Raw genomic sequence first — 26,962 nt, forward strand, 5'->3', positions numbered from 1 at the left:
GACCGGTCATCCCGTACGACCGTCGGTAGGGCGTACGAATGACCGCTGCTGGTGGCGCGCATCGTACGCGCGCACCGGGGACGACGGACAGGCGTTCGATCCACCGTTCCTTCCCACACGGGCTGCGCGACCAACTCTGGGCCGCCCGGGCGACCACGCACGACCCGTGCGGTGAATCGGCAGCTACGTGGAGGTGAATTCTCGGCAACGGGCGGCCGATCCCTTGATCCGACCCTGGAGGAGTGGCCACGTCATGCGCTTAGGCTGGCGGTATGGACGTGAACGTGGCCGCCGCCGCTGCCTGCGCCATAGCCGGGCTCGGCGTCGGCCTCACGGCCTCCATCGCCTTCCGTTGGAGCGAGCGCGAACAGGCCAAGGGCAGGTACGGCGGCACCAACGGCAGAACCCGACAGCAGGGGCTCAACAACCCCACCCATGAACCTCCCCTTCCCCCGGGGGTCGACACCGTCCTCTCCGTGCTGCGCTCCTGCGCGATCGTGCTCGGCGAGGGCGACGAGGTGGTCAAGGCCAGCTCCGCGGCGTACGCGATGGGACTGGTGCGCGGCGGCGCGGTCGCCATCGACCAGATGCTCTCGCTGGCCCGGGCCACCCGCCGGGACGGTGAGATCCGCCAGGTCGAGCTGGAGGTGCCCCGCCCCGGTGCGGCGCGGGCCGCCGAGCCGCTCGCGGTGTCGGTCCGGGTCGCCCCGCTGGGCTCCCGGCTGGTCCTGGTCCTGGTCGAGGACCAGACCGACCGCCGCCGGGTCGAGGCGGTCCGCCGCGACTTCGTCGCCAACGTCAGCCACGAACTCAAGACCCCGGTCGGCGCGCTCTCGCTGCTCTCCGAGGCGGTCGCCGACGCGTCCGACGACCCGGAGGCGGTGCAGCGCTTCGCCGGCCGGATGCAGATCGAGGCGACCAGGCTGGCCAGCCTGGTCCAGGAGATCATCGACCTCTCCCGGGTCCAGGACGACCGGCTGATGGTCGACCCGGAGCCGGTCGCGGTGGACGAGCTGATCGCGGAGGCGATCGACCGCTGCCGCCAGCAGGCCGCCGCCAAGCAGATCCTGATCGCGGCCGGCGGCATCGCCGGCCTCTACCTGCACGGCCACCGCGGCCAGCTGGCCGCGGCGCTCGGCAACCTGGTCGAGAACGCCGTGAACTACAGCCCGCCGAGGACCAGGGTCGCGATCGCCACCCGCCGGATCTCCAGTGCCGCCGCCCTCGGCGAGGCCGACGGCGAGCTGATCGAGATCTCGGTGACCGACCAGGGCATCGGCATCTCCGAGAAGGACCGCGAGCGGGTGTTCGAACGGTTCTACCGGGTCGACCCGGCCCGGTCCCGGGCGACCGGCGGCACCGGCCTCGGCCTCTCCATCGTCAAGCACGTGGCCGCCTCGCACGGCGGCACCGTCTCGGTGTGGAGCGTCGAGGGCCAGGGTTCCACCTTCACCGTGCGCCTGCCCGCCGGGCAGGCCCCCGAGGACCACACGCTCCCCGCCGGGGAGTCCGCGCAACCCCTGTCAGACACAACCCCCCAGCTTGCCCCGGAGGCCTGATCGTGACCCGAGTACTGGTGGTCGAGGACGAGGAGTCGTTCAGCGACGCTCTCTCGTACATGCTCCGCAAGGAGGGCTTCGAGGTGGCCATCGCCGCCACCGGCCCCGACGCCCTGGAGCAGTTCGAACGGAACGGCGCCGATCTCGTCCTGCTCGACCTGATGCTGCCGGGCCTGCCCGGCACCGAGGTCTGCCGCCAGCTCCGGGTGCGCTCGAACGTCCCGGTGATCATGGTCACCGCCAAGGACAGCGAGATCGACAAGGTCGTCGGCCTGGAAATAGGTGCGGACGACTACGTGACCAAGCCCTACTCCACCCGTGAGCTGGTGGCCCGGATCCGTGCGGTGCTGCGCCGGCGCGGCGAGGCCGAGGGCCCCGGCGACGGTGGCGGCCCGGGCGCGCTGGAGGCGGGCCCGGTCCGGATGGACGTCGACCGCCACGTGGTGACCGTCGACGGCGCCAAGGTCGACCTCCCGCTCAAGGAGTTCGACCTGCTGGAGATGCTGCTGCGCAACGCGGGCCGGGTGCTCACCCGGATGCAGCTGATCGACCGGGTCTGGGGCGCCGACTACGTCGGGGACACCAAGACGCTCGACGTCCACGTGAAGCGCCTGCGGGCGAAGATCGAGCCGGACCCGGGCGCGCCGCGCTACCTGGTCACGGTCCGTGGCCTCGGCTACAAGTTCGAGCCGTAGACCGGACGACCGGGACCTCCGTGCCGGGGGGGGCGAGCGGCTCGACAGAGCCGCCCGCTCCGCCGGCGCGGACCGGGCGGACCCACGAAGGACCCCTCCGGGCAGCCGCCCGGAGGGGTCCTTCGCGTGCGCGACCGAGCCCGGCCGGCCCTCCGCGGGTCCGCCTCCGCGGTGCCCGGACCCGCGTTCGCGGGACCGGGCGCCGGAGGCGGCGGGTCAGTGGGAGCCGGCGGTCGGCGAGGAGGTGCCGGCCGGAGTGGCCGCACCGGTGCCGGCCGCGGTACCGGAGGGGGTGGCGGTGCCCGAGGGGGTGGCGGCACCGGCCGAGGCGCTGGGCGAGCCGGCGGCCTTGGACGGCACGGCGGCGGGGGAGGCGGTCGGGCCCCAGCCCTTGTACAGACCCTTGTTCGGGCTGACCGCGGCCTCGGTCGCGACCTTCTCGCCGTTCTTGAAGGCGAAGGCGGTGGGCACGAAGCCACCGACGTGGACGCTGGCCGAGGCGACCTTGGCGGAGGGGTTGCCTTCGCCGCCGATCAGCACGGCGCCGCCGGCCGGGACGACGATGCTGCCCAGCGGGGCGCCCTTCTGGTCGGCGAAGGCGGCGGCCCCGCCGTCGCCCACGACGATGGACTGGAGCTCGACGGGCTCCGTCCCGGTGTTGCTGATGTTCACCGACACGTTGGCCGGACCGGTGTGCTCGCCGGAGGACTCGTCCCCGGTGATGACAACGATGTTGTTCAGCCGGAGGTCGGTGCCGACCGTCGCGTAGGCGTTGTCGGGCTTGATCTCCAGAGTCTCCGCCTTGTTGCCGGCCGAGCAGGACGACAGCGAGGCGATGGCGAGGGCGGCGATGGCGGCGATGCTGCCGACTCGAATGCTGCGGCTCACGGCGGCGGCTTCTCCTAGGTCACATGTCGGGTGGTCAGGCCTCAGATTATCGACCTCGCTTATGCGCTCCTCACGGGGTGGTCCCCGTGTCGCGCTCCGGGAGTCCGCCCGGCGCCCGGACGGCGGCACCCCGCCACGCCCGGAGACGACCGGCGGGGCGGCGTCGGCGGGGCCTCGCGCCCGGCACCGGCAACGGCCCGGGCCCGGACGGCGGTACGGCTCCGACCTCGGCCGCGACCCGGCGCCGTACTCGTGGCAACACACCGGCGTGTCCTGGTCAAGTGTCGACCAAGATCGGATCACGATCGGGAAACGGCCCGATAAACGGTGAAATCTCAAGATCCAATCACGGTTTCAGGAGTGTTGCCGCAGGTTTCGGGAGGTACCGGAACCGCCTCCGACCTGCGGGAAGCCCGCGCCGAAGGCCGCCCGCAGCACGTCATGGGGGTCCTTGTCAAGCCCCGAGACCGGCCCTGACCTGCGAAAACGCCCTTCGGGTGCGCCGAAAAGCGTGTTATTCTGGAAAGCCACGGAAGGGGTCCTGTCACATGACGTTCAAGGTTGGCGACACGGTGGTCTACCCCCATCACGGGGCCGCGCTGATCGAGGCCATCGAAATTCGCCAGATCAAAGGTGTGGACAAGACCTACCTGGTCCTCAAGGTGCAGCAGGGAGACCTGACGCTCCGGGTGCCCGCCGAGAACGCGGAGTTCGTCGGCGTGCGCGATGTAGTCGGCCAGGAGGGTCTGGACCGGGTCTTCGAGGTGCTTCGCGCACCGTACACCGAAGAGCCGACCAACTGGTCCCGTCGCTACAAGGCAAACCTGGAGAAGCTCGCTTCGGGTGACGTTATCAAGGTCGCCGAGGTTGTGCGCGATCTCTGGCGTCGCGAGCGCGAGCGCGGTCTGTCCGCCGGTGAGAAGCGCATGCTCGCCAAGGCGCGCCAGATCCTCGTCAGCGAGCTCGCGCTGGCCGAGAACACCAACGAGGACAAGGCGGAGACGCTGCTCGACGAGGTGCTCGCCTCGTAGCGCAGTCGGGCTCGCGCCCACCGCTCACACGTTCACAGCGCCCGATGCCGGCGCGCCGCTCATCGGACGAACCGTCCTGGAGTGGTGCAGTGGCACTTCGGGCGCTGAGGCGTGTCCGGACGACGCCCCCGCACCCGAGCCGGTCGGCCCCGGGCCCGCATGACCGTTTCTGCGTGTTCTGTGGGCGGGAGACCGTGGAGCTTTTCGGAAGGGGTCCCGCGCGCCCGTCGTGCACGCCATGGCCATACCCACTTCGCCGAAGGAGTGAAACCTGAACGCCACAGGAGCAGTTGCAGCAGCGGTGGTGCCCGCCGCGGGACGCGGTGAGCGACTGGGGCCCGGAGCCCCGAAGGCCCTGCGGGAGCTGGGCGGGGTGCCGCTCCTGGTGCACGCCGTCAGGGCGCTGACCCGCAGCCGGGCGGTCGGGCTGGTCGTGGTCGCGGCGCCGGCCGACGGCGTGGCCGAGGTGGTCGGACTGCTCGACACCCACGGCCTGGACGGCAAGGACATCCGGGTCGTGCCGGGCGGGGCGACCCGCCAGGAGTCGGTCCGGCTGGGCCTCGCCGCGATCCCGGCCGAGGTGGAGATCGTCCTGGTGCACGACGCGGCGCGTCCGCTCGTGCCGGTCGAGGTGGTGGACGCCGTCGCGGCCGCCGTCCGCGGCGGGGCGGAGGCGGTGGTGCCCGCCGTGCCGCTCGCCGACACGGTGAAGCGGGTCGAGCCGCGGCCGGCTGGTCCCGAGCCGGTGCTCGACACGCCCGACCGTTCCACCCTGCGGGCCGTGCAGACTCCGCAGGGCTTCCGCCGGGAGACGCTGGCCGAGGTGCACGAGAAGGCGCTCGCCGAGGAGGCCGCCGCGGGGGCCGACGCCCTGCCGGCGGTCACCGACGACGCGGGCCTGGTGGAGCGCTTCGGCGGCCGGGTGGTGGTGGTGCCCGGCCACGAGGAGGCGTTCAAGGTGACCCGTCCGCTGGACCTCGTGCTCGCCGAGGCCGTTCTCGCCCGCCGGAGGGCCGCCGATGCCTACTGATCCCACGGCCTCCGGCCCGCGCGCCGAGGACGCGGCGCCGACCGCCCACGCCCCGGCGCCGCCCGCCGCGGACTCGCGGCCGCCGCTGATCCCCCGGGTGGGGATCGGCACCGATGTGCACGCCTTCGAGGCCGGGCGCCCGCTCTGGGTGGCCGGCCTGGAGTGGCCGGGCGCCGAGTACGGCCTGGCCGGGCACTCCGACGCCGACGTGGCCGCGCACGCCTCCTGCGACGCGCTGTTCTCGGCCGCCGGGATCGGGGACCTGGGCGCGCACTTCGGCACCGACCGGCCGGAGTGGTCGGGCGCGTCCGGCGTCCGGCTGCTCGGCGAGGCGGCCCGGCTGGTGCGCGAGGCCGGTTTCGAGATCGGCAACGTCTCCGTCCAGGTGATCGGTGTCCGGCCGAAGATCGGCAAGCGGCGCGCCGAGGCGCAGGCCGCGCTCTCGGCGGCGGTCGGCGCGCCGGTCTCGGTCTCCGGGACGACGACGGACGGCCTCGGCCTCACCGGCCGGGCCGAGGGGCTCGCGGCGATCGCCACCGCGCTGGTGTACGAGCGCCGCTGACCCCGGGGCGCACCAGGAGCGCCGGACAGCGGCAGGGGCGGCCCGGGGGCGGTAGGAGCGGTGGCGGCGGCCGGTAGGCCGTCCGGGTGGTCCGGGCCGGGAATACCCGGCCCGTGACGGGTGTTCAGGAGCCTTGGCCGGTGCCCGAGTCGCTACCGTTCGGAGCGGGCCGAGCGAGGCCCACCCGCTCACCGCGGGCCGTCCGACGCCGCTTGACGAGAAGAGGTCCCCGATGGCCGCACAGCTCTCCGACCGGGCCAAGGCCCTGATCGACGGCAAGAGCTTCGCCGTGGTCTCCACCATCCAGCCCGACGGCAGCCCCCAGTCCTCGGTGGTCTGGGTCAAGCGGGACGGCGACGACGTCCTCTTCTCCACGGTGGAGGGCCGCCGCAAGCACCTCAACCTGCTGAAGGACCCGCGGATCTCGCTGGTGGTCAACCCGCCGGAGAGCCCCTACTCCTACGTGGAGTTGCGCGGCGAGGCCACCCTCACCCGGGAGGGCGGCAAGGAGCTGATCGACGAGCTGGCGCGCAAGTACCGCGGCGAGGAGTCCTACGGCTACGACGGCCCGGAGGACGTCCGGGTGGTGGTCCGGCTCAGCCCGCGCAAGGTGGTCGGCAACCTCTGAGAGAGCCAGGCGGAGCGGGTGACTCCGGTAGGCCATGAAGAAGAAACGGCGTAGCCGCGGTATTGACATTCGAGAATGTCGCGGGGCACCCCCTCATGCCCACTACGCTTGACGCTGTGAGCATTCGCCTGTACGACACCAGCACCCGCCAGGTACGCGACTTCGTCCCGCTTGTACCGGGTTGTGTCTCGATCTACCTGTGCGGCGCTACCGTCCAGTCGGCGCCACACATCGGGCACATCCGGTCCGGGCTCAACTTCGACATCATGCAGCGGTGGTTCGCCTACCGCGGCTACCAGGTGACCTTCGCGCGCAACGTCACCGACATCGACGACAAGGTCATCGCCAAGGAGCGCCAGCTCGGTACGCCGTGGTGGCAGATCGCCTACGCCAACGAGCGGGCCTTCAACGACGGCTACGCGGCGCTCGGCTGCCTCCCGCCGACCGTCGAGCCGCGGGCCACCGGGCACATCCCCGAGATGATCGAGATGATGCGGACGCTCATCGCCAAGGGGCACGCCTACGCGTCGGACGGCAACGTCTACTTCGACGTGAAGTCCTTCCCCGGCTACCTCGAGCTCTCCAACCAGAAGCTGGAGAACCTGCGCCAGCCCGAGGGCGAGGGCGAGACCGGCAAGCGCGACCCGCGCGACTTCGCGATGTGGAAGTCCGCCAAGGCCGGTGAGCCGAGCTGGGAGACCCCGTGGGGCAGCGGCCGTCCCGGCTGGCACCTGGAGTGCTCCGCGATGGCGCACAAGTACCTGGGCCGGGCCTTCGACATCCACGGCGGCGGGATCGACCTGATCTTCCCGCACCACGAGAACGAGATCGCCCAGTCCAAGGCGTACGGCGACGACTTCGCGAACTTCTGGGTGCACAACGCCTGGGTCACCATGAGCGGCGAGAAGATGAGCAAGTCGCTCGGCAACTCGGTGCTGGTCTCCGAGATGGTCGAGCGCTGGCGTCCGATCGTGCTCCGGTACTACCTGGCGGCCCCGCACTACCGCTCGATGATCGAGTACAGCGAGGAGTCGCTGCGCGAGGCCGAGGCCGGGTTCGGCCGGATCGAGGGCTTCGTCCAGCGCGTGGTCGAGCGCTGCGGCGCGGTCGACGCGGCGCCCGAGGTGCCGCCGGCCTTCGCCGAGGCGATGGACGACGACCTGGGCGTTCCCCAGGCGCTGGCCATCGTGCACACCGCCGTCCGCCAGGGCAACAGCGCCCTCACCGCGGACGACAAGGAGAACGCGGTGGCGCGTCTGGCCGAGGTCCGTGCGATGCTCGGAGTACTGGGCCTCGACCCGCTGGACCCGCAGTGGACCGGGGCCGAGCACGGTGAGGACCTCCACGGGGTCGTCGACTCGCTGGTCAGGCTGGTCCTGGAGCAGCGGCAGGCGGCCCGGACCCGCAAGGACTTCGCCACCGCGGATGCCATCCGTGACCAGCTCGGCGAGGCCGGGCTGGCGATCGAGGACACCCCGTCCGGCCCGCGCTGGACGATCAACAACCAGTAACTCCATCCGAGCGATGGGGTGAGGGTGGGCCGTACCGAACCGGTGCGGCCCTCCCGCATGACGTAGCGCATGTCGTCGGCCGGCACCGGGTTCACGGTGCGGCCGGGCATGCCGGACAGACAGGAAGTACAGCCATGGCCGGCAACAGTGCACGCAGGAACCGCCGCAACCCCGGGTCGAAGAAGGGCGCGAGTGTCGGTACCGGCGGCCACAGCCGGAAGGCGCTCCAGGGCAAGGGCCCGACGCCCCCCGGCGCGGAGCGCAAGGGGCACCCGAAGCAGCGCGCGGCCAACGCCGCGGTCAAGCGCGAGCGGGACGCCAAGGCCCGGGCCGGCATGCGCCGGGCCGGCGGTGGCGGCAAGGGCGGCCGTGGCGGTGCCGGCGCGGCGGAGCTGGTCTTCGGCCGCAACTCGGTGGTCGAGGCCCTGCAGGGCGGGGTGCCGGCCACCGCGCTCTACGTCCTGCAGTTCATCGACACCGACGACCGGGTGCGCGACGCCTTCCAGGCCGCCAACGACCGGGGCATCCCGCTGATGGAGGCCCCGCGCCCGCAGCTGGACCAGATGACCGGCAACATGAACCACCAGGGCCTGGTGCTGCAGGTCCCGCCGTACGAGTACGCGCACCCCGAGGACCTGCTGGCGCAGGCCGCGGACAACGGCGAGGACGCGCTGATCATGGCGCTCGACGGGGTCACCGACTCGCGCAACCTCGGCGCCGTGGTCCGCTCCGCCGCCGCCTTCGGCGCGCACGGCGTGGTCATCCCCGAGCGCCGGGCGGCGGGCATGACCGCCGGTGCCTGGAAGACCTCCTCCGGTGCCGCGGCGCGGCTGCCCGTCGCCCGGGCCACCAACCTGACCCGGACGCTGGAGGCCTACCAGAAGGCCGGCGTGATGGTGGTCGGCCTGGCCGCCGACGGCGAGGCCGAGATCGGTGACCTGGAGGCGCTGGCCGGTCCGGTCGTGATCGTCGCGGGCAGCGAGGGCAAGGGCCTGTCCCGGCTGGTCTCGGAGACCTGTGACATCCGCGTGCGGATCCCGATGCCGGGTGCCACCGAGTCGCTGAACGCCGGCGTCGCCGCGGGCATCGTGCTGTACGAGGCCGCGCGCCTGCGCAGCAAGGTCGGCTGACCCCTCCCGACGCGCGGCCCGGCCGGGCCGTCGTACCGCGGCGGGCCCGACCGGGCCGGTGGGCGGTACGGCGGTCCGGCCGGGCCGTTTCCGCGCCCGGGTGAGCCGTTTCGCCGCAGCACAGCGGGGTCGGGCGGCGCAGGAGATCTTCCGGATTCTCCGCAGTCCGCCCGCAATTCGGGTGAAAGCGATCGGGCCCGACCGGGCCCGATCGCTTTTCTCATGATCACTTCAAGTGGGCGCCGGACATCCACTCGGGAGAGTGTCCTAACCGGGTGTCACCCGGTTAGACGGGTGTGGACACCAGAACACCTCGGCGCCCCCTCCTGGGCAACGGCAGCACCGGGATAGACGCGGGCCCCGGCCTCAATACCGTCAAGGTGCCGTCCGACCCCGCGCGCCTCAGCGTCACCCAGGCCAGCTTCCGGCTGCGGCTCGGCACCCCGGTGGCGCCGCTGATCGACGCCCCGGCCGGAGCGCTCTCCACCGGGGCCGCGTTCGGCGACCCGTACGCCGGCCAGGGCCTGATCCGCCGTCCGCTGGTCACCCCGCAGGTGGTCGTGCCCGCCTCGGCCGTACCGGCGCTCGCCGGGGCCGGCGGTGCCGGCGCGCCGCGGCGCAAGGGCCGGGTCACCGCCGTCACCTGGAGCGGCCAGGCGCCCCCCGGGGACCAGGCGGCCACCCGGCTGCTGGAGGCCGTCCGGCTGACCGGCGTGCCCGCGCCGGCCGGGGTCGGCGGGCGCGCCCCGGGCGGCACCACGGCCGACGACGACACCCGGGTGATCCCGTCGTACGCGGGTGCCCGGACGGTCCCGCGCCAGCCGCGCGAGGGCGCCGGTACCGCCACCGAGGCGGGCGTCGGCCCGGTCGGCGCGCCCCAGGGCTGGACGCCCAGCGGCGAGCTGCCCGAGGTCTCCGCCACCGCCGGTGAGGGCAAGCCGCCGTGGTACCCCGGCCGCCGGGTGGACCTCGGCCTGGTGCTGCTGCCGTTGCGCGCGGTGCTGGGCTCGCTCTCGGTCTACGCCGGGTTCAGCAAGCTCTGCGACCCGGTGTACTTCGACGGCGGCGAGCGCGGCTCGATGATGCGCTGGCTCTCCTCGCTGCACCCCTGGAAGGTCGCCGAACCGCTGCTGTCGTTCGCGATGGCGCACCCGGTGGGCTCGGGGCTGGTGGTCTCGTTCACCGAGATCGTGGTGGGCGTCCTGACCGTCCTGGGCCTCTGGCAGCGGCTCGCGGCCGGAGCGGCGATGCTGCTCTCCGCCGCCCTGCTGTTCACCGTCAGCTGGCGGGCCGTGCCGGTCTACGACACGCCCGACCTGATCTTCCTGGCGGCCTGGAGCCCGCTGCTGATCGCCGGAGCGCCGTTCGCCTCGTTGGACGGGCGGCTCAACCTGGAGGCGTGGCGCCGCCACGGCCCGGGTGCGCCGGCGGCACTGCGTCGGCGGGTGCTGCGGCGCGGTGCGGTGGTCACCGCGGTCGTGGTCGGCCTGACCCTGCTGCTCGGGTCGATGCTGGGTGCGGCGGTCCGCACCGGTGGCCGTCCGCACCCCGGGCCGTCCCGGCCGGCGACGGACTACGGCACGCCGGTCTGGCCGAGTGGCGGGCCCTCCGCGACCCCCGGTGGGCAGGGGCCGTCCACCTCGCCCGCGCCCGCGCGGCCGGCCTCGCCGGCGGCCGGCTCGTCCGCGCCGTCGTCCTCGGCGCCGGCCCAGGGCGCGGCCTCGCCGAAGGCCGGGACGCCCACGCCGAGCGGCAAGGCGCGGTCCACCAAGCCGGAGAGCGGTCCGAGTTCGGCCCCGGCGGCGCCGCAGACCGCGGCCCCGGCCGCCTCGGCGCCCGCGTCGCGCAGCACCCCGGCGCCGGGCAACGGTTCGGGGGCGGCGCCCAAGCCGAGCCCGAGCAGCAGCTCCGGCTCGGGGCTGCTCGGCGGCGTGCTGGGCAGCGGGCCGCTGGCCGAGCTGTCCGGCGGCGGGGCCCGGAGCTCCCGGCCGGGGTCGCCGACGGCGACCTGACGGGTCGTCGGGCCCTTCGGGGACGACAGGTGGCCGGGTGCTCCGTGGGGGAGCACCCGGCCACCTGCTCGTGGTCCCGGGGCCGGGGCCCGTGGGGCCGCCGCCGGGGTGGGTTACCGGGGTGTGTGGCCGGCTCCGGCGGCGAGTTCCTTGGCCGCCTCGGTGAGGTCCTTCGCGGTGTCGATGGCGCGCCAGTAGACGCCCTGCGGCAGCTGGTACCCCGCCAGGCGCTTGCCGCGCGCGAGCTGGGGGAACGTGGTCCGCTCGTGGTCCCCGACGTCCGGCAGCAGCTCGGCGAACTCCGGGCTGAAGACGTACAGGCCGGCGTTGATCAGGAAGGGCGAGGGCGGCGCCTCGATGAAGTCCAGCACGTTGCCGAACTGGTCCGTCTCCACCGCGCCCCACGGGATGCGCGGACGGGCCAGGGCGAGCGTCGCTACGGCGTCCCGCTCGTGGTGGAAGGCGGCCATGTCGCGCAGGCTGAAGCGGGTCCAGATGTCGCCGTTGGTGGCGTACCAGGGCTCGTCCGGCCGGGGCAGCGCCTTGGCGGCGTACTTCAGCCCGCCGCCGCGGCCCAGCGGTTCGGCCTCGACGACGGTGCGGACCTTCAGTGGCAGGTCGGTCCGGTCGAGCCATTCCTCCAGCACACCGGCCAGGTGACCGCACGAGATGACCACGTCGGTGACGCCCTCGGAGGCGAGCCAGGAGAGCTGGTGTCCGAGGATCGGCGTCCCCGTGCCGGGGATCTCGACCAGCGGCTTCGGCCGGTCGTCCGTGTAGGGCCGCAGCCGGGAGCCCTGGCCGCCGGCCAGGATGACGGCCTGGGTGACGGCCGTCGTGCCGGGCGGGGCCGCCGACGCCTGTGGTGCCTGAGCCGTCTGCGGAGCCTGCGGTGCCTGCTGTGCCTGGGCGGACGTGAGGTCGGCGGCGGGGCCGGAGTCAGCGGTCATGCCTGCACAATAGGGCGGCCGCCGGGGCGTGGCACCCCTAGGCGGCGACCCCGGAGGCGAACGAGCCGTCACAGACCGGCCGGGCGAAGGACCGGGCGCGCTGGACGTCCCCCTGGTACTTGCGCACGGCCGCCTTGCCGAGCTCACCGGCGAGCGAGGTGCAGTACGGCGTCAGGGCCGGCTGCTCGCGCATCGAGCGCTCCAGCAGGTCCAGCGCGCTGCCCGGGTTGTGCGCGCGCAACTCCTCCAGCAGGGCCACGCGCAGGGCGTCCTGCGGAGCCAGGCCCTCCGGGGCCTTGGCCGCGGGCACCCGGCCGATGCCGGCGCCGTCCTCGCTGGAGGCTGCCACGACCTGCTGGTCCAGCCCGGTCGGCGGAGCCCACGGCACCCTGGTCACGGCGAGGGTGCCGGTGGTCACCAGGACCACGGGCAGGGTCAGGGCGATGGTCTGGCCGATTCGGCGAACTAGCTGCTTCACGCTCAGGAGAGTAGCGCTGGGTGGGGCCCGGATCGCCCTCCGTTACACCATCGAGTGACGTGGTGTCCGGGTTCGTCCCCTCACCGTGTTGACGCGGGTGGTGCGGACGGCCGAACGACGGCCGAACGACGGCGGAGCCCCGCCGGACCGCGTGGTCCGGCGGGGCTCCGCCCGGGTCGTTCGTCGCCGCGAGCGTCAGTTGCTCAGGCGGGCACCGCTGCTGGTGGAGAACACGTGGGTCTCGTTGGCGATCGGCACGACGTGGATGGTCTCGCCGCGCTGCGGGATCTGGCGGCCGTGCACGCGCACGACCAGGTCCTTGTCCTCGCCGCCGAGCTTGGTGGTGCCGTAGACGAAGCCGTCCGAGCCGAGTTCCTCGACCACGTTGACGGTCACGGCGACGCCCTCGATGCCGCCGGCCGGGACGATCTCGAAGTGCTCCGGGCGGACGCCGACGGTCACCGACTTGTCGGTGCCGGCGCCGGAGAGGTCCTCGCGGGAGATGTTGACGATCGAGCCGCCGAACTTCACCCCGCCGTCCACCAGCGGCACGTCGATCAGGTTCATCGCGGGCGAGCCGATGAAGCCGGCCACGAAGAGGTTGGCGGGCCGGTCGTACATGTTGCGCGGGGTGTCGACCTGCTGCAGCACGCCGCCCTTGAGCACCGCGACGCGGTCGCCCATGGTGAGCGCCTCGGTCTGGTCGTGGGTGACGTACACGGTGGTGATGCCCAGGCGGCGCTGCAGGCCCGCGATCTGGGTGCGGGTGGAGACGCGGAGCTTGGCGTCGAGGTTCGACAGCGGCTCGTCCATCAGGAAGACCTGCGGCTCGCGGACGATCGCGCGGCCCATGGCGACACGCTGGCGCTGACCGCCGGAGAGCGCCTTCGGCTTGCGGTCCAGGTACTCGGTGAGGTCGAGGATCTTCGCGGCCTCTTCGACCTTGGTGCGGATCTCGGTCTTGTTGACGCCCGCGATCTTGAGCGCGAAGCCCATGTTCTCCGCGACGGTCATGTGCGGGTAGAGCGCGTAGTTCTGGAACACCATGGCGATGTCCCGGTCCTTCGGCGGCAGGTGCGTGACGTCGCGGTCACCGATGCGGATCGCGCCGGCGTTCACGTCCTCCAGGCCGGCCAGCATCCGGAGGCTGGTGGACTTGCCACAGCCGGAGGGGCCGACGAGGACGAGGAACTCGCCGTCCGCGATCTCCAGGTCCAGCGCGTCCACGGAGGGCTTGTCGGACCCGGGGTAGACACGGGTCGCCTTGTCGTACGTCACAGAAGCCATGGCTGTGCTCTCCTTCACCGGCAGGAACGTGCCGGACGATCCGAGTAAAGGTGGATGTCGTGCGCGGGCCCGCTCCTGGTCCGAACCACGGCGCGGGTCAACTCCGGGCGACGCTACCTGCGCCTACGCCGCTTGTCAGCCCCCGGACCCCTGGAATTCGGCATCGGTTCCGTCACGCCCGCCCCACCCGCGATCCCCCGGATATGCCACCACCGCCCCACGGCCGCCCGGTATACTGCCCCCGGTGCCGCCGTGACCTCGTCGCGGACGGTCACCATGCCTCCTTAGCTCAGCTGGCCAGAGCACCGCTCTTGTAAAGCGGGGGTCGTCGGTTCGAACCCGACAGGGGGCTCGGTGCTCGAAGGGCCGGTCGGGCCGGGGTGATCCCGGGCAGGCCGGCCCTTCGTCGTCGTGGGGCGGGAGGTGCGGCCGCCCCGGCCGTCAGGCGCCCAGCTCCTCCCCATGGCCCCGCCGTCCCCGGCCGGGTTGCCTGACGCCTGGTCAGCTTGCTTGTGGCGCAATGGCCGTGAACGCCGCCGGTCGGCCATGGGGCGGTCGCGGGTCGCGGGCGAGGAGGGGCTCCCGGGCCCCTCGCGCGAGGTGGCGAATGCGTCGCGGAGCGTGGCCGGCCGGGCCCGGAGGGGCACCCGCGGTCGTGCGGCGGGCACGGGTGCCGGAGCGGTCGTACGGTGGAGGGGCGGGGGCGAACGGAGGAGGTTGGCCATGCCCGGTTCTCTCACCATCAGCCACCACGAGGCGGCGGTCGCCCTCGATCACGCGGATGCCAAGCGCCTCGCCACGGTGCTGGAGGAGCTCGCGTACCTGCTGGAGATCCCGGGGCCGAACCGGATCAACGAAGCGCAGCTCGACGCCCTGTGCGAGGGCCGGGCGGCCGACCGGAGCGAGCTGTCCCGGTGGTCGCGCGGGATCGCCGCCGAGCTGAAGGGGCGGCTCTAGGGACGGTCCGGCCACGCCGGGCGGACCCGCCGTACGATGGCGAGCGGGGCGGGTGGTCCTCGCGCGCCCCGCGGGTACCGGCGTGGCCGGTGGCCGGCCCGGCGGAGGAGGGCGGGGGCCCGAGCGTGCCGCAGTCCGTGTCACAGCCCACGGCGATGTCCTGGATGACGGTGGAGACGCCGCTGCCGAGCGGTCCGATGCACATCGCGGTGACGCCGCTGGGAGTGGCGGCCGCGGGCTACCTGGGGCAGCCGGGCGAGCGGCCGCCGTGCACCGACCGGTCGAAGATCGACGCGGTCACCGGGCGGATAGCCGAGTACCTGGCGGGCGGGCGGCGGGAGTTGGGGCTGCCCATCGACTGGAGCCTGAGCACCGGACCGCATCGCGCGGTGCTGCGGACGCTCTGGCACGAGGTGCCGTTCGGGCGGACCATCACCTACGGCGAACTGGCGGCCCGCAGCGGGGTGTTCGAGGGTGTCACGGAGCCGGGGCTGGCGGCCAGGACGGTCGGGCAGATGATGGCGGCCAATCCCGTCGCGCTGCTGGTGCCGTGCCACCGCGTGGTGGCGGCGGACGGCATCGGCGGTTTCGGCGGCGGCCGGGTCGGGATCGACGTCAAGCGCTGGCTGCTCACCCTGGAGGGCGTGCTGGAGCCGACGCTGGACTGGGACGGCCCGCTGTAGCGGGGCCGGGCGGAGCACGGGCGGCGACCGGGGCGGTGGCCGCCGACGGGGTGGCGCCGGCGGCGGTTCGCGGGTGTCGGTACGGGTGTCAGTGCACGAGTTCGACCGCGGCCGGACCGCGGTCGAACGAACCCTGGCGCGGCAGGACCGGCTGGATCCCGGAGACCAGGGTGTAGTCGATCCCGGCCGGATCCCCGGTGGGCACGGTGTCCGGCCGCTCGCCGAGCGCCAGCTGCACCGCGTTCCACGGCAGGTTGAGGCCGCACAGGCGCAGCTGGTGCAGGCCGCCGGAGGGGCGGGTGTTGACGTCGATGACCACCGGCTCCCCGGCCAGGTGGCGGAACTGCACGTTGGACAGGAAGGACATCCCGACGGACTCGATCAGCCGGCGGGTGGGCTCCAGGTACCGCGGTGCGGTGGTGAAGCTCCGGCGGCGCCGGTGCTTGCTGCGGCCGACCGCGGCGAGCAGGGTGCCGTCGCGGTCGCCGAGGCAGTCGACCGATATCTCGGGGCCCTCCAGGTAGGGCATCACCAGCAGGTCGGCCGGCTCGTCGGCGGCCGCCAGCGCGGCGGCCACCTGGTCGACCTGGACCCGGCTGTCCCAGCCGGCCAGCCGGTGCAGGCCGAAGGGCTCGCGGGTGAGCATCCGGAAGCCCTCGCCGCCGGCGCCGGAAGCGGGTTTGAGGCAGGCGGTGAGCCCGGCGGACTCGATCCGGTCGACGGCGGCGAGCAGGTCGTCGGCGCTCCGGACCAGCCACCACGGCGGGGTGGGCAGCCCGGCGGCGGCGATCGCCGCGTAGCCGTCGGCCTTGCTGTCGAAGGCCGCGATGGCGGTGGCGGGCGGGCAGACGAGGGCGGTGCCGATCGCCTCGAACTCCTGGTGGTGCAGCGAGATCGCGAGCTGGTTGAGCCGGGGCAGGAAGACGTCGATCGCGTGGCGGGCGCAGTAGTCGAGCGCGTAGGCGACGTAGGCGTCCGGGGGGAGGTCGCCCGGTTCCAGGGTGGCGTGGTCGGCGGCGGCGAGCACCGGGGAGTCGGCGTCGACGTGGGTCGCGTGGATCCGGACGGGGCGCGGCGCGGCGCGCAGCTGTTCGATGAAGAAGACGTTCTCGGCGTAGGTGCGGTTGAGCCAGACACGTACGGGGGCACTCATGAAGGCCTCCCAGGGCAGGGGTGAACGAGGGGGAGGGCATCCGGTGCGGCCACTCGTTCGTCACTGGCCCCGTGGCCCTTGAGGCGCACCTTAGCGGCCCGGCTCGCCGGGGTGGACGGCGGGTGGGCCGGTGGCCGGGACGGGGTCCGGTCGGGTCCGGTCGGGGGTCGGCCGCGGGTGGCGTCGGGGTGCGGCCGGGGTCCGGGAGGAGGGGTTCGACCGCGTTCGAATAAGGATCGAACTGAAATAGATCAGGTGATCTAGTGGTCCTATTTGTTCGGTTATTCCGACCACTCGAAAGAGTGATTGTGGAAGCCTTCGAATGGGCCCATCATGATTCTTGCAAGGCGACACTTCATCGGGTATGCGAAAGGCTCCCTATGTCGACCGAAACCAACGTCGGTATTCCTGCGCCGGGCGGTACGCCGCAATCCGGTTCGCAGCAGAGCCTCGGTACGGCCGGCGCGAGGAACCTCGCGACGACCACCAAGTCCGCGCCGCAGATGCAGGGCATCAGCCCGCGCTGGCTGCTCAGGATGCTGCCGTGGGTGCAGGTCTCCGGCGGTACCTACCGGGTCAACCGGCGCCTGCGGTACGCGGTCGGCCGCGGCCGGGTGAGTGTCGTCCAGACGGGCTCCGAGGTGCGGATCGTCCCGCCCACCCTGCGCGAGGTGCCGGTGCTGCGCGGGTTCGAGGACGACGCGGTGCTGGAGGCGCTGGCCGGTCGCTTCGTCCAACGCGATTTCTCCGCCGGTGAGGTCCTGGTCACGGCGGGGACGCCGATCGACGAGGTCCTCATCATCACGCACGGCAAGCTCGACCGGTGGGGAACGGGCAAGTACGGCGAGGAGGTGGTGCTCGGCTCCCTCGCCGACGGCGACCACCTGGGCGACGAGGTGCTCCAGCGCGAGGACGGCAGCTGGCCGTACGCGGTGAAGGCCGCCACCGCGGGCACGCTGCTGGCGCTCTCCTGGCCGTCGTTCCAGGAGCTCGCGGAGCGTTCCGAGGCACTGCAGCTGCAGATCATGGACTACCTGGCGGGCTTCCAGCAGGCGCAGAACAAGCACGGCGAGGCGGCGATCGAGCTCTCCGCCGGGCACCACGGCGAGTACGAGCTGCCCGGCGCCTTCGTGGACTACGAGCTGAAGCCGCGCGAGTACGAGCTGAGCGTCGCCCAGACGGTGCTGAAGGTGCACAGCCGGGTCGCCGACCTCTACAACCAGCCGATGAACCAGACCGAGCACCAGCTCCGGCTGACCATCGAGGCGCTGCGCGAGCGCCAGGAGGCCGAGTTGATCAACAACCCGGAGTTCGGGCTCCTGCGGAACGCCGCGTACGAGCAGCGGATCCAGACCCACTCCGGCCCGCCCACCCCGGACGACATGGACGAGCTGCTGAGCCGGCGCCGCGGCACCAAGATGTTCCTCGCCCACCCCAAGGCGATCGCCGCCATCGGCCGGGAGTGCAACCGCCGCGGCCTCTACCCGGACACCGTCGAGGTCCAGGGCAAGCCGGTGTTCGCCTGGCGGGGGGTGCCGGTCTTCCCGTGCAACAAGATCCCGGTCGTCGGCGGTCACACCAGCTCGATCCTCGCGCTGCGCACCGGCGAGGACAACCAGGGTGTCATCGGGCTGCACCAGACCGGAATTCCCGATGAATACCAGCCGAGCCTCTCGGTGCGGTTCATGGGGATCAGCGAGAAGGCCGTCATTTCCTATCTCGTCAGCGCCTACTACTCCGCCGCCATTCTGGTGCCCGACGCGGTGGGCGTGCTGGAGAACGTCGACGTCGCGCATCACCACGACTGACCGGGGTCGATCGGCACCGTGCCGTCCGGCCGGTCGCGGGGGTCCCGGCGGCCGGCCGGACGGCGCCCACCATCAGGGGGAGGAACCCATGGGAAGTTTCACGTTGGAGCGGGAGCACCGGGAGGGCCACGAGGCGGAGGACGTGCTCGCCCGCACCCGTGGTCTGGTCGATCCGGTCCTGCGCGCCGCGGTCGACTCGCTGCCCGGCTCGATGCGCAAGGTGGCCGGCTACCACTTCGGCTGGTGGGAGGCCGACGGCTCACCGGCCGCCGCACCCTCCGGCAAGGCGATCAGGCCGGCCATGGTCCTGGCCGCCACCCAGGCGCTCGGCGGCACCACGGTGACCGCGACCGCGGCGGCGGCGGCCGTCGAGCTCGTCCACAACTTCACCCTGCTCCACGACGACGTCATCGACCGTGACGAGACCAGGCGCCACCGCCCCACCGCCTGGCGGGTGTTCGGCACCACCGAGGCCATCCTGGCGGGCGACGCCATGCACTCGCTGGCGCTGCGCCTCCTCGCGGAGGACACCCACCCGGCCGCGCAGGGCGCGATCCGCCGGCTCACCGACTGCGTGGTCGAACTCTGCGAGGGCCAGCAGATCGACTGCGCCTTCGAGCAGCGCAGTGACGTTTCGCTCGCCGAGTGCCTGGCGATGGCGGAGGCGAAGACGGGTGCGCTGCTCGGTGCCGCCTGCGCGATGGGCGCCCAGTACGCGGGTGCCTCGGAGGAGGCGGCGCAGGCGATGGACGGCTTCGGCCGGGAGATCGGGCTGGCGTTCCAGCTCATCGACGATCTGATCGGGATCTGGGGGGATCCCGCCGTCACCGGCAAGCCGGTCGGGGCGGACTTGGTGGCACGCAAGAAGTCCCTACCGGTGGTGGCGGCGCTGGGCTCCGACACGCCGGACGGACGGGCGCTGGCCGAGCTGTACGCGCTCGCGCGTCCGCTCAGCCCGGAGGAGTTGAGCCGTTGCGCGGCCGCGGTGGAGGGTGCGGGCGGTCGGGGCTGGGCGCAGGGGGAGTCGTGCGAGCGGATGGCCGCCGCGCTCGGCCAGTTGGCGACGGCGGTGCCCGAGCCGTCCGCGGCCGACGAACTGCTGGCGCTCGCCGAGTTGGTCACCCGGCGGACGCACTGACCGGGGGTCCGGCGGCCGCGGCGCACGGTCCGGTCCGCGCCGCCCGGCGCGCGTGCCGGTTCCTGCCGCTCGGGCGTGCGCACTGATCGCGTCGGTCCGGTGACCACAGCCCCGGTCTCCTGGCCCGCCCGGGCCCGACGGACCCGCCTGGCTCGCCGCCTCGGTAGGGCGGCGAGCCAGCCAGCGTCGGTCGCAGGACGCGGCCCGCATCGCGCTACGCGAGGGCGGCGAGCAGGCGCTGCTCCTTGGCGGGGACCATGCCGGCCTTCTGAGCGGCACCCTTGCGGCCCTTGAGTCCGTCGGCGTCGGTGTCCTCGGCCGGGCCGCGCGCGCGGAGCCAGGCCCAGGTGTCCCGGGCGGTGTCGGCGAACGGCCGACACCGCAGGCCGGCCGCCTGCGCCCGGGCGGTGTCGGCGAGCCAGACGCCCGCCAGCTCCGGCACGTCGGGTGCCCAGAGCGGGAGTTCGCTCCAGGGCTGGACGCTGTCCGGACCTTCGGCGAGCAGCGGGCCGTCCTCGACCCAGACGAGCTCCGCCGGCGGGTGGGCGGCGCCGTCTCCGTCGACGGTCTCGCCGACCACCTCGACGCAGGTCGCCAGGAACTCCCCGAAGGTGACGTTCCCGGCCGGGGCGGTGGTGAGGTAGCGCCCGGTACGACCGGCCTCCAGCGCGGTCACGCCGAACACCGCGAAGTCGCGGACGTCGATGACCTGCATCGCCCGGGTCGGGTCACCCGGAGCCAGTACCCGGCCGCCGCGGGCCATCCGCTCCAGCCACCACGGCAGGCGGCCGCCGTTCTCGTGAGGGCCGATCAGCAGGCCGCTGTTGAGGATCAGCGTGCGGTCGGCCCCGAACCCCTCCAGCACCGCGCGTTCGCAGCCGGCCTTGAGGGGGTTGCCGGGGGGCTGGTCGGGCGGGGTGTCGGCGGGGCAGGGGTGCAGGGGCGCGGTCTCGTCCACCGCCCGGGCCGGCCAGTCGGCGAAGGCGTGCACGGAGGAGACGAAGGTGTAGTGGTCCGCGTGCGCGCGCAGCAGCCGGGCGGAGAGCGCGGCCTGGGCGGGCTGCTGCGCCGAGGTGTCGACGACGGCGTCCCACCGCCGTCCCTCGACCAGCCGGGCCAGGTCGTCGGCGGAGTCGCGCTCGCCCCGGACGGTCTCGACGCCGGGCAGGTCGCTGCCGGAGCGGCCGCGGTTGAAGGTGGTCACGTCGTGGCCCCGGTCGAGGGCCTGCGAAGCGTAGGCCCGTCCGAGGAAGGACGAACCGCCGAGCAAGAGGATCTTCATGTCGCCAGCCTCTCCCGGTCGGACCCGCCACAGGCTTCCGTTCGCGGCGGGCGGACGCACCCGGAGGTACCCCGGGCGTACCCCGGAGGCATCCGGACGCACCCGGAGCTGCCTCGGCGGTACCCCAGGCGTACTCCGGAAGCATCGCGAACCCACTCCGGACGTACCCCGGACGCCCGGGTGCGCGGGCGGGGCCCCTTCCGGCATCGCCGACATGCTGATCGACTGGGCCGCCCCTAGGATCCGTTTGAACCTGTATGTCCGGATAAGGGGCATGCGCCGAGGCAGGGGAGAGCGACAGCATGGGCAACCCGGCACTCGTGGATCCGGCCACCGTCCGCGCGACCGCCGCCGAGGCATGGATCTGGGGGTTCCCGCTCCTGGAGAACTACCGGACGCTCTACCCGCAGGCCGTCGACGACGCCGACCCGCGCCACATCGGCGGCTTCGGCGTCTTCCGGCACCATGCGCAGCCCTCCACCCCGGCGACCACCGATGTCGTCACGCCCGACAACGACACCCGGTACTCCTGGGCCTGGCTCGACCTCCGGGCCGAACCGTGGGTCGTCTCGGTGCCCGCCGAGGACCGCTACTACGTCCTCCCCCTGCACGAACTCGACACCTCCTACGCCGGGTTCATCGGTACCCGGGCCACCGGCCGGGAGGCCGGCGACTACCTGGTGGCGGGCCCCGGCTGGCAGGGCGCGGTGCCCGAGGGCACGGCCGGTGTCATCCGCACCGCCACCGAGCTGATCGGCATCGTCGGCCGCACCCACCTCGGCGGTACCTCGCCGGAGGCGGTCGAGGAGCTGAAGGGCCTCCAGCGGCAGTACCGGCTGCGCCCGCTGCACGAGTACGCGGGTACCGCGGCACCGCCGCCCGCACCCAACCCCGTCTGGCCGGTCTGGCGGGAGGAGGTGCTGGGCACCATCGAGTTCTTCGGCTTCCTCGACTTCCTGCTCGGCTTCTGCCCCGTGCTGCCCGCCGACGCCGACCTGCGCGGCCGGCTCACCGATCTGGGCATCGACGGCCGGGGCGAGTTCGAGCCCGCCGCGCTGCCGATCGAGGTCCGCGCCGAGATCGGGCGCGGCATCGCCGACGCCCGGGCCGAACTCACCCGGGCCGCCGAACGGGCCGCGGATCGGACCGAGGAACGGACCGAGGAAGGGGCCGGGCAAGGGACCGAGGAAGGGGCCGGAGACACGGCCGGCCTCTCCGGCACGCGGGAGCGGCTCGGCACGGACCACCTCCGGCGGGCCGTCGGCGCCTCGCGGGACCTGTACGGGCTGCCCGTCGAGGAGGTCTGGTACGGCGCCTGGACGGCCGACAGCGACGGCAACAGCCCGCCGAACACCGGCGAGCACGACTACGTCCTGCGCTTCGGACCGGACTCGCTGCCGCCCGCGCGGTTCTTCTGGTCGGCGACCATGTACGCGCTCCCCGGGCGCCGGCTGGTCGACAACCCGCTGGACCGCTACTCGATCGGCGACCGCACCCCCGGGCTGGCCCACGACCCGGACGGCGGCCTCACCCTCTACCTCCAGCACAAGCGCCCGGCCGACGCCCAGCACTCGGCCAACTGGCTGCCCGCGCCCGACGGCCCGTTCGAGGTGGTCGTCCGGCTCTACGGACCGGACGAGCGGGCCCGCGAAGGCCGTTGGGCGCTCCCACCGCTGACGCCACGCTGAGCCCGGCACCTCCTCCAGCCCCGCGAGCGGCACCACCCACCCACGACCCACCACCCACCCACGACCCGCCACCCACCCACGACCCGCCACCGACACACCCCGACCCCGCCACCCGGACCCCGGGAAGGACTACCGATGACCCAGCCCGAGCTGGAGGCCCTGGCCGCCGACGCCTACGTCTACGGCTACCCGCTGGTCTCCGACCTCACCATGGTCGAGCGCTTCACCGCAGGCGGCCTGGGGACCCTGCCGGCGGCCCCCTTCAACGACTTCAGCCACGCGACCAGACTGGCCGGCCCGGACGACCCCTTCGTCTCCGTCAACAACGACACCGTCTACTCGATCGCCCAGCTCGACCTCTCCGAGGGTCCGCAGGTGCTGCGGGTACCGGACACCGACGGGGCCTACTACGTCCTGCAGTTCGTCGGCGCGTGGACCGACAACTTCGCCTACCTCGGCCGGCGGGCCACCGGCACCGGCGCGCAGACCTGGCTGGTCGTCCCGCCCGGCTGGCACGGGACCCCGCCGGACCGGGAACGCGTGATCGTCTCGCCGACCACCGTGGCCACCGTCGTCGGCCGCTTCGCCTGCACCGGCCCGGAGGACCTGCCGCGCGTCCGGGCCCTCCAGGAAGGGCTGACGCTCGAACCGCTGGAGCCGGGCGGCCTGGCCGCCGGGCTGCCCGAGCCGGACCCCGCGGTGCCCGAGCGGCTGGCCTTCTTCGAACGGCTGCGGATCTGGATGGCGGCCTTCCCGCCCGCCGGGCCGGACGTCGAGTACCAGCAGCGCTTCGCCCCGCTCGGCCTGCTCGACACCGGACCGTCGCCGTACCGCGCCGCCGAGCCCGAGTGGACCCTCGCCCTCCTCAAGGGCCTGGCCGCGGGCCGGGAACGGGTCGAGGCCGCCACCCGGCCGCCGGAGGACCACCCGGCCGGCGAGTGGCGCTCCGGGCTGCACCTGTTCGACTTCAACGTCGACTTCCTCGGCCCCGGCACCATCGACGACCCGGAGTGGCGCATCCCGGACCGCCGCGCCGCCTACCTCAGCCGCGCCGCCGCCGCCCGCGCCGGACTCTGGGGCAACCACGCGTACGAGGCCACCTACGCGATGACGTACGACGACGCCGACGGGCGGCCGCTGAGCGGCGCCCACAGGTACACGCTGCGCCTGGACCAGCCGCCGCCGGCCGAGGCCTTCTGGTCCGTCACCATGTACGGCCTGCCGGACTACTACCTGGTCGCGAACCCGATCGAGCGCTATTCGATCGGCGACCGGACGCCGGGCCTGGTCTACGCCGAGGACGGCTCGCTGACGCTCCGGCTGCAGCACGACCGCCCCACCGACCCGGCGGAGGAGGCGAACTGGCTGCCGACCCCGGCGGGGGAGTTCCGGCCGATCATCCGGCTCTACCAGCCGAAGCCGGCCGCCCTCGACGGCACCTACCGGGTGCCGCCGATCCGGCGGAGCTGAGCGGGTTGTCCGCACACCGGTGACCGGGAGGAGTCGGGATGGGTGACGCTGTCGGCCAGATGCTGGCCTCGGCCGTCGGCATCGCGCTCAGCCCGATGCCGCTGATCGCAGTGATCCTGATGCTGGCCACCCCGCAGGGCCGGACCAACGGGCCGGCCTTCACGGGCGGCTGGGTGGTGGCGCTGGGAGCGGTGGTCGCGGTGGTGGTGTCGGCCGGCTCCGGGCTGAGTACCGGCTCCGCCCCGCCGGCCTGGGCGTGGTGGCTGAAGCTGGCGCTGGGCGCGCTGTTCCTGCTGCTGGGGTTCGAGCAGTGGCGGGGCCGCCCGCGCGAGGGCCATGTGCACGCGCCGCCGACGTGGATGCGGGCGATCGACCGCTTCACCCCGGTCCGGGCGGCCGGCCTGGGCGCCGCCCTGGTGGTGGCCAACCCGAAGAACCTGGTGCTGGCGGTGGGCGGCGCGGTCTCGATCGCCACCAGTACGGCCTCCGGCGGCGGCAAGGCGGGCGCGGCCGCGCTGATGGTGGTGATCGGCTCGCTCTGCACGGTGGTGCCGCTGGCGGTGTCCCGGTTCGGCGGCGACCGGTCGTCCCGGGTGCTGGGTGAGTGGAAGGCGTGGATGGCCGCGCACAACGCGGCCATCATGATCGTCCTCCTGGTCGTCCTCGGGGCGAAGTACCTCGGCGACGGCATCGCCGGGCTGACCGGCTGACCGGCTGAGCCACGGGGCCGGGGGCGGGCGACGGGCCGGGGGCAGTGCGTCCCCACCCCGGCCCGTGCCTCCCGCTCCGCTCCCCTCCCGGTTCAGCGCGGCGAAGCGGGCGCCGACGCGCCACCCCTCGGCGCCGGTGACGCCGACCCGCCCGACGACGCGGCCCCGCTGGGCGTGCCTGTCCCCGTCCCCGGCCCGGTCGGCGCGCCCGTGGGCGCCCCCGTGGGCGCCCCTGTCGGCGCGCCCGTCGGAGCCCCGGTCGGTGTCGCCGAGGGAGCGGTCGTCGGCGTGCCGCTCGGCGCGGCCGTCGCCGTCGGTCCGGTCGGCGCCCCCGTGGGCCCGGGCCCGGTCGGGGTACCACCGGTCGGCGGGCCCGTCGGCGTACCGCCGGTGGGCGTGGGCCCCGGATCGGTCGGGGCCGAGGTCGGCTCGCCCGGCGCCGAGGTGCTGCCGCCCCGGTGGTGCGGGCCGCCCTCCAGGGTGACCACCGCCTGCGAGGGCGGCAGGGCGATCCGGGCGGTCCAGTGCGCGTCCGGCGCGAGGTCCTCGTCGACGGTGACGATCACCGTGATCCGCTGGCCCGGTGCGAGCGTTCCGGCGTCCCGGCTGAGGCGCAGCCAGGCGGCGCCCACCTCGGCGTGCCAGCGGATCTCGGTGGCGCCGGAGTTGGTCAGGGTGAGGACGGTGCGGTTGCCGTACTCGCCGGCCTCGACGGTCAGCAGCCCGATCGGCGCGGTGGCCGGTGCCCCCGGACCACCGGCGGGGCCTGCGGCGCCCGGTGCGGTGCCTGGGCCGCCGGTGACGGCGGGGGCCGGTGCGGCGACCAGTGTCGGACTGCCGAGCGGGGTCGCGCCCCGGCCGGGGACCGGAATCGCGGGGCCCTGGATCCCCGGGAGCAACGTTTCTGCACCCCTGGCCCCGGCCAGTTCCAGCCCCGCCACCGCCGGGGCCGCGCCCACGGCCCCCACCACCCCGCCGGGCAGCCCGGACTGCCCGGCCACCGCCCCCGGCCCGCCCGGCCGGTGCCCGGCGGACCGCGCGTCGTCCTCGACCCGGACCGAGGAGACGGAGGCCGCCGCCCCGGTGCCGCCGCCACCCCGGTGGCCGGCCCAGAGCGCCACCACCGGCGCGGCCAGGACGGCGGCCAGCACCCCGGTGGTCACCACCCGGCGGCGTACCGCCCGGGCCCGGCCGCTGTCCGGCGCCCGGTGGCGCGGGAACCCGCCCTGGTCGAACCGGAGACCGGGCTCGACCACCGGGGCCGGCCCCGAGGTCCTCCGCCGCGCCGCCTCCTCCGCCGCACGCGGCAGGAACACCGCCCCGTCGGGCCCTGCCCCGGTCGCCGCCGGGGCCGCCGGGGCGGACAGGACCGGCAGCCCGGACAGGCCGTCGGCGCCCTGCGTCACCTCGCCGGCCACCCGCTCGGCGGTGCCCCGACAGGTCGGGCAGTCCGCCACGTGCTGCACCAGCTCGCGGCGCAGCGCGGGGCCGAGCACCCAGTCCCGCCAGCTCTCCGCCCCGGCCCCGCCGAGCCGGTCCAGCTCGGGGCAGCTGCCGACACCGAGCACCAGCAGGGCCGCCCTGGTCCGGCCGACCTCGGCCTCGGCCGAGGCGAGCAGTGCGCGGCAGCTCTCGAAGGGGACGCCCAGGACGGCCGCCACCTCGATCGGGCTCAGCCGGTGGCGCACCGACAGCTCCAGCGCCTCGCGCTGCTCGGGGTCGGTGCCGGCCGCCTCGGGCCAGGCCAGCGAGGCCAGCTCCCGGCGCCGACGGCCCGCCTCCGCGGCCGAGGGACCGGCGGCGTCCGACGGGCCCGCGCCGCCGGTACCCGCACCGGTCACCGCGTCGAGCAGGCCGGCGACGGCGGCGGCCCCGGCGGCGGCCCCGGCGGCGGCACCAGGACCGGCAGCGCCACCGCCGCCGAGTCCGCCCCCGTCCTCCAGGCGCCGCAGGCAGCAGTACCGGGCCAGCGAGTACAGCCAGGCCCGGACCATCCCCGGTTCGGCGAGCCGGGCCCCGTGCCGCCGCGCCAGCTCGCGCACCTCGCGCAGGGCGGCCGCGGCCGCGTCGTGCTCGCACAGCACCGAGAGGCAGTAGGTGAACAGGCCGTCCACCTGCCGGTCGTACGCCGCGAGCACGGGGTCGCGCGGCCCTTCGATACGCGTTGTCACCCGTCCGACGGTAGAGAGACCCGGGCCCCCGCCCGGGCTCTTCCCTGCTGTTGTACTTCTTTCGGGTAACAACATCGCCCATTCGTGGACCGGAGGTGCCCGCACCGTCCCGTCCCCGCGCCGCGGCCGCCGGACCCGCGT

At 74.0% G+C, this 26,962-nt stretch carries 23 protein-coding genes and 1 tRNA gene; 17 read left to right on the plus strand and 7 right to left on the minus strand.

The annotated features are described in order from the left end of the window. The first annotated feature begins 272 nt into the window (after window positions 1-272). A complete protein-coding gene (locus tag ABT263_RS00165) occupies window positions 273-1,559 on the plus strand; it encodes a sensor histidine kinase (RefSeq protein ID WP_329488388.1) in 1,287 nt (428 codons plus the stop codon). A gap of 2 nt (window positions 1,560-1,561) precedes the next feature. Next, on the plus strand, window positions 1,562-2,254 hold the full coding sequence (phoP, locus tag ABT263_RS00170) for a two-component system response regulator PhoP (RefSeq protein ID WP_238863613.1): 693 nt from the start codon (window positions 1,562-1,564) through the stop codon (window positions 2,252-2,254). A 216-nt stretch (window positions 2,255-2,470) separates the two neighbouring features. Here phoP and ABT263_RS00175 read toward each other — a convergent pair whose 3' ends face one another. Then, entirely contained in the window at window positions 2,471-3,142 is a 672-nt protein-coding gene (locus ABT263_RS00175) for a DUF461 domain-containing protein (RefSeq protein ID WP_352286096.1), read from the minus strand. A 548-nt stretch (window positions 3,143-3,690) separates the two neighbouring features. Between ABT263_RS00175 and ABT263_RS00180 the strand changes: the two genes are divergently transcribed. From ABT263_RS00180 to ABT263_RS00210, 7 genes are all read left to right on the plus strand, one after another. Next, a complete protein-coding gene (locus ABT263_RS00180; RefSeq protein ID WP_030244332.1) occupies window positions 3,691-4,173 on the plus strand; it encodes a CarD family transcriptional regulator in 483 nt (160 codons plus the stop codon). A gap of 271 nt (window positions 4,174-4,444) precedes the next feature. Beyond that, window positions 4,445-5,203: a 2-C-methyl-D-erythritol 4-phosphate cytidylyltransferase gene (gene ispD / locus ABT263_RS00185; RefSeq protein WP_352286383.1), complete on the plus strand. Its 759-nt coding sequence runs from the start codon at window positions 4,445-4,447 to the stop codon at window positions 5,201-5,203. Beyond that, window positions 5,193-5,765, plus strand: coding sequence for a 2-C-methyl-D-erythritol 2,4-cyclodiphosphate synthase (ispF, locus tag ABT263_RS00190; RefSeq protein ID WP_329488384.1), 573 nt, complete (start codon window positions 5,193-5,195; stop codon window positions 5,763-5,765). The genes ispD and ispF overlap by 11 nt, the downstream gene beginning before the upstream one ends. 232 nt (window positions 5,766-5,997) lie before the next feature. Next, entirely contained in the window at window positions 5,998-6,393 is a 396-nt protein-coding gene (locus ABT263_RS00195; protein ID WP_329488383.1) for a PPOX class F420-dependent oxidoreductase, read from the plus strand. 116 nt (window positions 6,394-6,509) lie between these two features. After that, window positions 6,510-7,904, plus strand: a complete 1,395-nt coding sequence (cysS, locus tag ABT263_RS00200; protein ID WP_352286098.1) for a cysteine--tRNA ligase — start codon at window positions 6,510-6,512, stop codon at window positions 7,902-7,904. Window positions 7,905-8,038: 134 nt separating this feature from the next. Next, window positions 8,039-9,034, plus strand: coding sequence for a 23S rRNA (guanosine(2251)-2'-O)-methyltransferase RlmB (gene rlmB, locus ABT263_RS00205; protein ID WP_352286100.1), 996 nt, complete (start codon window positions 8,039-8,041; stop codon window positions 9,032-9,034). A 380-nt stretch (window positions 9,035-9,414) separates the two neighbouring features. Continuing rightward, window positions 9,415-11,046: a DoxX family membrane protein gene (locus ABT263_RS00210; protein WP_352286102.1), complete on the plus strand. Its 1,632-nt coding sequence runs from the start codon at window positions 9,415-9,417 to the stop codon at window positions 11,044-11,046. A gap of 113 nt (window positions 11,047-11,159) precedes the next feature. Here the strand turns inward: ABT263_RS00210 and ABT263_RS00215 are convergent, their stop codons facing one another. The 3 genes from ABT263_RS00215 to ABT263_RS00225 form a co-directional block, all read right to left on the minus strand. Beyond that, window positions 11,160-11,996 (minus strand): nucleotidyltransferase family protein, encoded by an 837-nt coding sequence (locus tag ABT263_RS00215; protein WP_352286104.1) that lies wholly within the window; start codon window positions 11,994-11,996, stop codon window positions 11,160-11,162. A 37-nt stretch (window positions 11,997-12,033) separates the two neighbouring features. Then, window positions 12,034-12,474, minus strand: a complete 441-nt coding sequence (locus ABT263_RS00220) for a hypothetical protein (RefSeq protein ID WP_329488377.1) — start codon at window positions 12,472-12,474, stop codon at window positions 12,034-12,036. Window positions 12,475-12,669: 195 nt separating this feature from the next. Then, the gene (locus ABT263_RS00225; protein ID WP_329488376.1) at window positions 12,670-13,761 is read right to left on the minus strand and encodes an ABC transporter ATP-binding protein; all 1,092 of its coding nucleotides are present in this window, start codon (window positions 13,759-13,761) and stop codon (window positions 12,670-12,672) included. Between the two features lie 278 nt (window positions 13,762-14,039). Between ABT263_RS00225 and ABT263_RS00230 the strand changes: the two genes are divergently transcribed. From ABT263_RS00230 to ABT263_RS00240, 3 genes are all read left to right on the plus strand, one after another. Further along, window positions 14,040-14,113 (plus strand) — tRNA-Thr (locus tag ABT263_RS00230). Window positions 14,114-14,484: 371 nt separating this feature from the next. After that, window positions 14,485-14,718: a hypothetical protein gene (locus ABT263_RS00235; protein ID WP_352286106.1), complete on the plus strand. Its 234-nt coding sequence runs from the start codon at window positions 14,485-14,487 to the stop codon at window positions 14,716-14,718. Between the two features lie 137 nt (window positions 14,719-14,855). Further along, entirely contained in the window at window positions 14,856-15,401 is a 546-nt protein-coding gene (locus ABT263_RS00240; RefSeq protein WP_329488373.1) for a methylated-DNA--[protein]-cysteine S-methyltransferase, read from the plus strand. A gap of 88 nt (window positions 15,402-15,489) precedes the next feature. Here ABT263_RS00240 and ABT263_RS00245 read toward each other — a convergent pair whose 3' ends face one another. Beyond that, entirely contained in the window at window positions 15,490-16,554 is a 1,065-nt protein-coding gene (locus tag ABT263_RS00245) for an ATP-grasp domain-containing protein (protein WP_329488372.1), read from the minus strand. Between the two features lie 380 nt (window positions 16,555-16,934). On the opposite strand from ABT263_RS00245, the gene ABT263_RS00250 reads away from it, so the two are divergent. After that, the gene (locus ABT263_RS00250) at window positions 16,935-18,362 is read left to right on the plus strand and encodes a family 2B encapsulin nanocompartment shell protein (RefSeq protein WP_352286108.1); all 1,428 of its coding nucleotides are present in this window, start codon (window positions 16,935-16,937) and stop codon (window positions 18,360-18,362) included. A gap of 88 nt (window positions 18,363-18,450) precedes the next feature. After that, complete coding sequence (locus ABT263_RS00255; RefSeq protein ID WP_352286110.1) at window positions 18,451-19,500, plus strand: family 2 encapsulin nanocompartment cargo protein polyprenyl transferase; 1,050 nt, start codon at window positions 18,451-18,453, stop codon at window positions 19,498-19,500. 214 nt (window positions 19,501-19,714) lie between these two features. Here ABT263_RS00255 and ABT263_RS00260 read toward each other — a convergent pair whose 3' ends face one another. Beyond that, the gene (locus ABT263_RS00260) at window positions 19,715-20,782 is read right to left on the minus strand and encodes an NAD-dependent epimerase/dehydratase family protein (RefSeq protein ID WP_352286112.1); all 1,068 of its coding nucleotides are present in this window, start codon (window positions 20,780-20,782) and stop codon (window positions 19,715-19,717) included. A gap of 302 nt (window positions 20,783-21,084) precedes the next feature. Between ABT263_RS00260 and ABT263_RS00265 the strand changes: the two genes are divergently transcribed. The 3 genes from ABT263_RS00265 to ABT263_RS00275 all read left to right on the plus strand — a co-directional run bounded on the left by ABT263_RS00265 (window position 21,085) and on the right by ABT263_RS00275 (window position 24,650). Further along, window positions 21,085-22,470: a DUF1254 domain-containing protein gene (locus tag ABT263_RS00265; protein WP_352286114.1), complete on the plus strand. Its 1,386-nt coding sequence runs from the start codon at window positions 21,085-21,087 to the stop codon at window positions 22,468-22,470. 135 nt (window positions 22,471-22,605) lie between these two features. Next, complete coding sequence (locus ABT263_RS00270) at window positions 22,606-23,940, plus strand: DUF1254 domain-containing protein (RefSeq protein WP_352286116.1); 1,335 nt, start codon at window positions 22,606-22,608, stop codon at window positions 23,938-23,940. 38 nt (window positions 23,941-23,978) lie between these two features. Continuing rightward, window positions 23,979-24,650 (plus strand): GAP family protein, encoded by a 672-nt coding sequence (locus tag ABT263_RS00275; protein ID WP_352286118.1) that lies wholly within the window; start codon window positions 23,979-23,981, stop codon window positions 24,648-24,650. 92 nt (window positions 24,651-24,742) lie between these two features. Here the strand turns inward: ABT263_RS00275 and ABT263_RS00280 are convergent, their stop codons facing one another. Continuing rightward, window positions 24,743-26,821, minus strand: coding sequence for a sigma-70 family RNA polymerase sigma factor (locus tag ABT263_RS00280; RefSeq protein ID WP_352286120.1), 2,079 nt, complete (start codon window positions 26,819-26,821; stop codon window positions 24,743-24,745). Window positions 26,822-26,962 lie beyond the last annotated feature (141 nt).

Source organism: Kitasatospora sp. NPDC001603 (assembly GCF_040298365.1).
GTDB lineage: Bacteria > Actinomycetota > Actinomycetes > Streptomycetales > Streptomycetaceae > Kitasatospora.

Coding starts and splice junctions, on each gene's coding strand:
- ABT263_RS00165 (WP_329488388.1), top strand. CDS start 273: ATGGACGTGAACGTGGCCGCCGCCGCTGCCTGCGCCATAGCCGGGCTC.
- ABT263_RS00180 (WP_030244332.1), top strand. CDS start 3,691: ATGACGTTCAAGGTTGGCGACACGGTGGTCTACCCCCATCACGGGGCC.
- ispF (WP_329488384.1), top strand. CDS start 5,193: ATGCCTACTGATCCCACGGCCTCCGGCCCGCGCGCCGAGGACGCGGCG.
- ABT263_RS00195 (WP_329488383.1), top strand. CDS start 5,998: ATGGCCGCACAGCTCTCCGACCGGGCCAAGGCCCTGATCGACGGCAAG.
- rlmB (WP_352286100.1), top strand. CDS start 8,039: ATGGCCGGCAACAGTGCACGCAGGAACCGCCGCAACCCCGGGTCGAAG.
- ABT263_RS00215 (WP_352286104.1), bottom strand. CDS start 11,996: ATGACCGCTGACTCCGGCCCCGCCGCCGACCTCACGTCCGCCCAGGCA.
- ABT263_RS00225 (WP_329488376.1), bottom strand. CDS start 13,761: ATGGCTTCTGTGACGTACGACAAGGCGACCCGTGTCTACCCCGGGTCC.
- ABT263_RS00235 (WP_352286106.1), top strand. CDS start 14,485: ATGCCCGGTTCTCTCACCATCAGCCACCACGAGGCGGCGGTCGCCCTC.
- ABT263_RS00245 (WP_329488372.1), bottom strand. CDS start 16,554: ATGAGTGCCCCCGTACGTGTCTGGCTCAACCGCACCTACGCCGAGAAC.
- ABT263_RS00250 (WP_352286108.1), top strand. CDS start 16,935: ATGTCGACCGAAACCAACGTCGGTATTCCTGCGCCGGGCGGTACGCCG.
- ABT263_RS00255 (WP_352286110.1), top strand. CDS start 18,451: ATGGGAAGTTTCACGTTGGAGCGGGAGCACCGGGAGGGCCACGAGGCG.
- ABT263_RS00260 (WP_352286112.1), bottom strand. CDS start 20,782: ATGAAGATCCTCTTGCTCGGCGGTTCGTCCTTCCTCGGACGGGCCTAC.
- ABT263_RS00265 (WP_352286114.1), top strand. CDS start 21,085: ATGGGCAACCCGGCACTCGTGGATCCGGCCACCGTCCGCGCGACCGCC.
- ABT263_RS00270 (WP_352286116.1), top strand. CDS start 22,606: ATGACCCAGCCCGAGCTGGAGGCCCTGGCCGCCGACGCCTACGTCTAC.
- ABT263_RS00275 (WP_352286118.1), top strand. CDS start 23,979: ATGGGTGACGCTGTCGGCCAGATGCTGGCCTCGGCCGTCGGCATCGCG.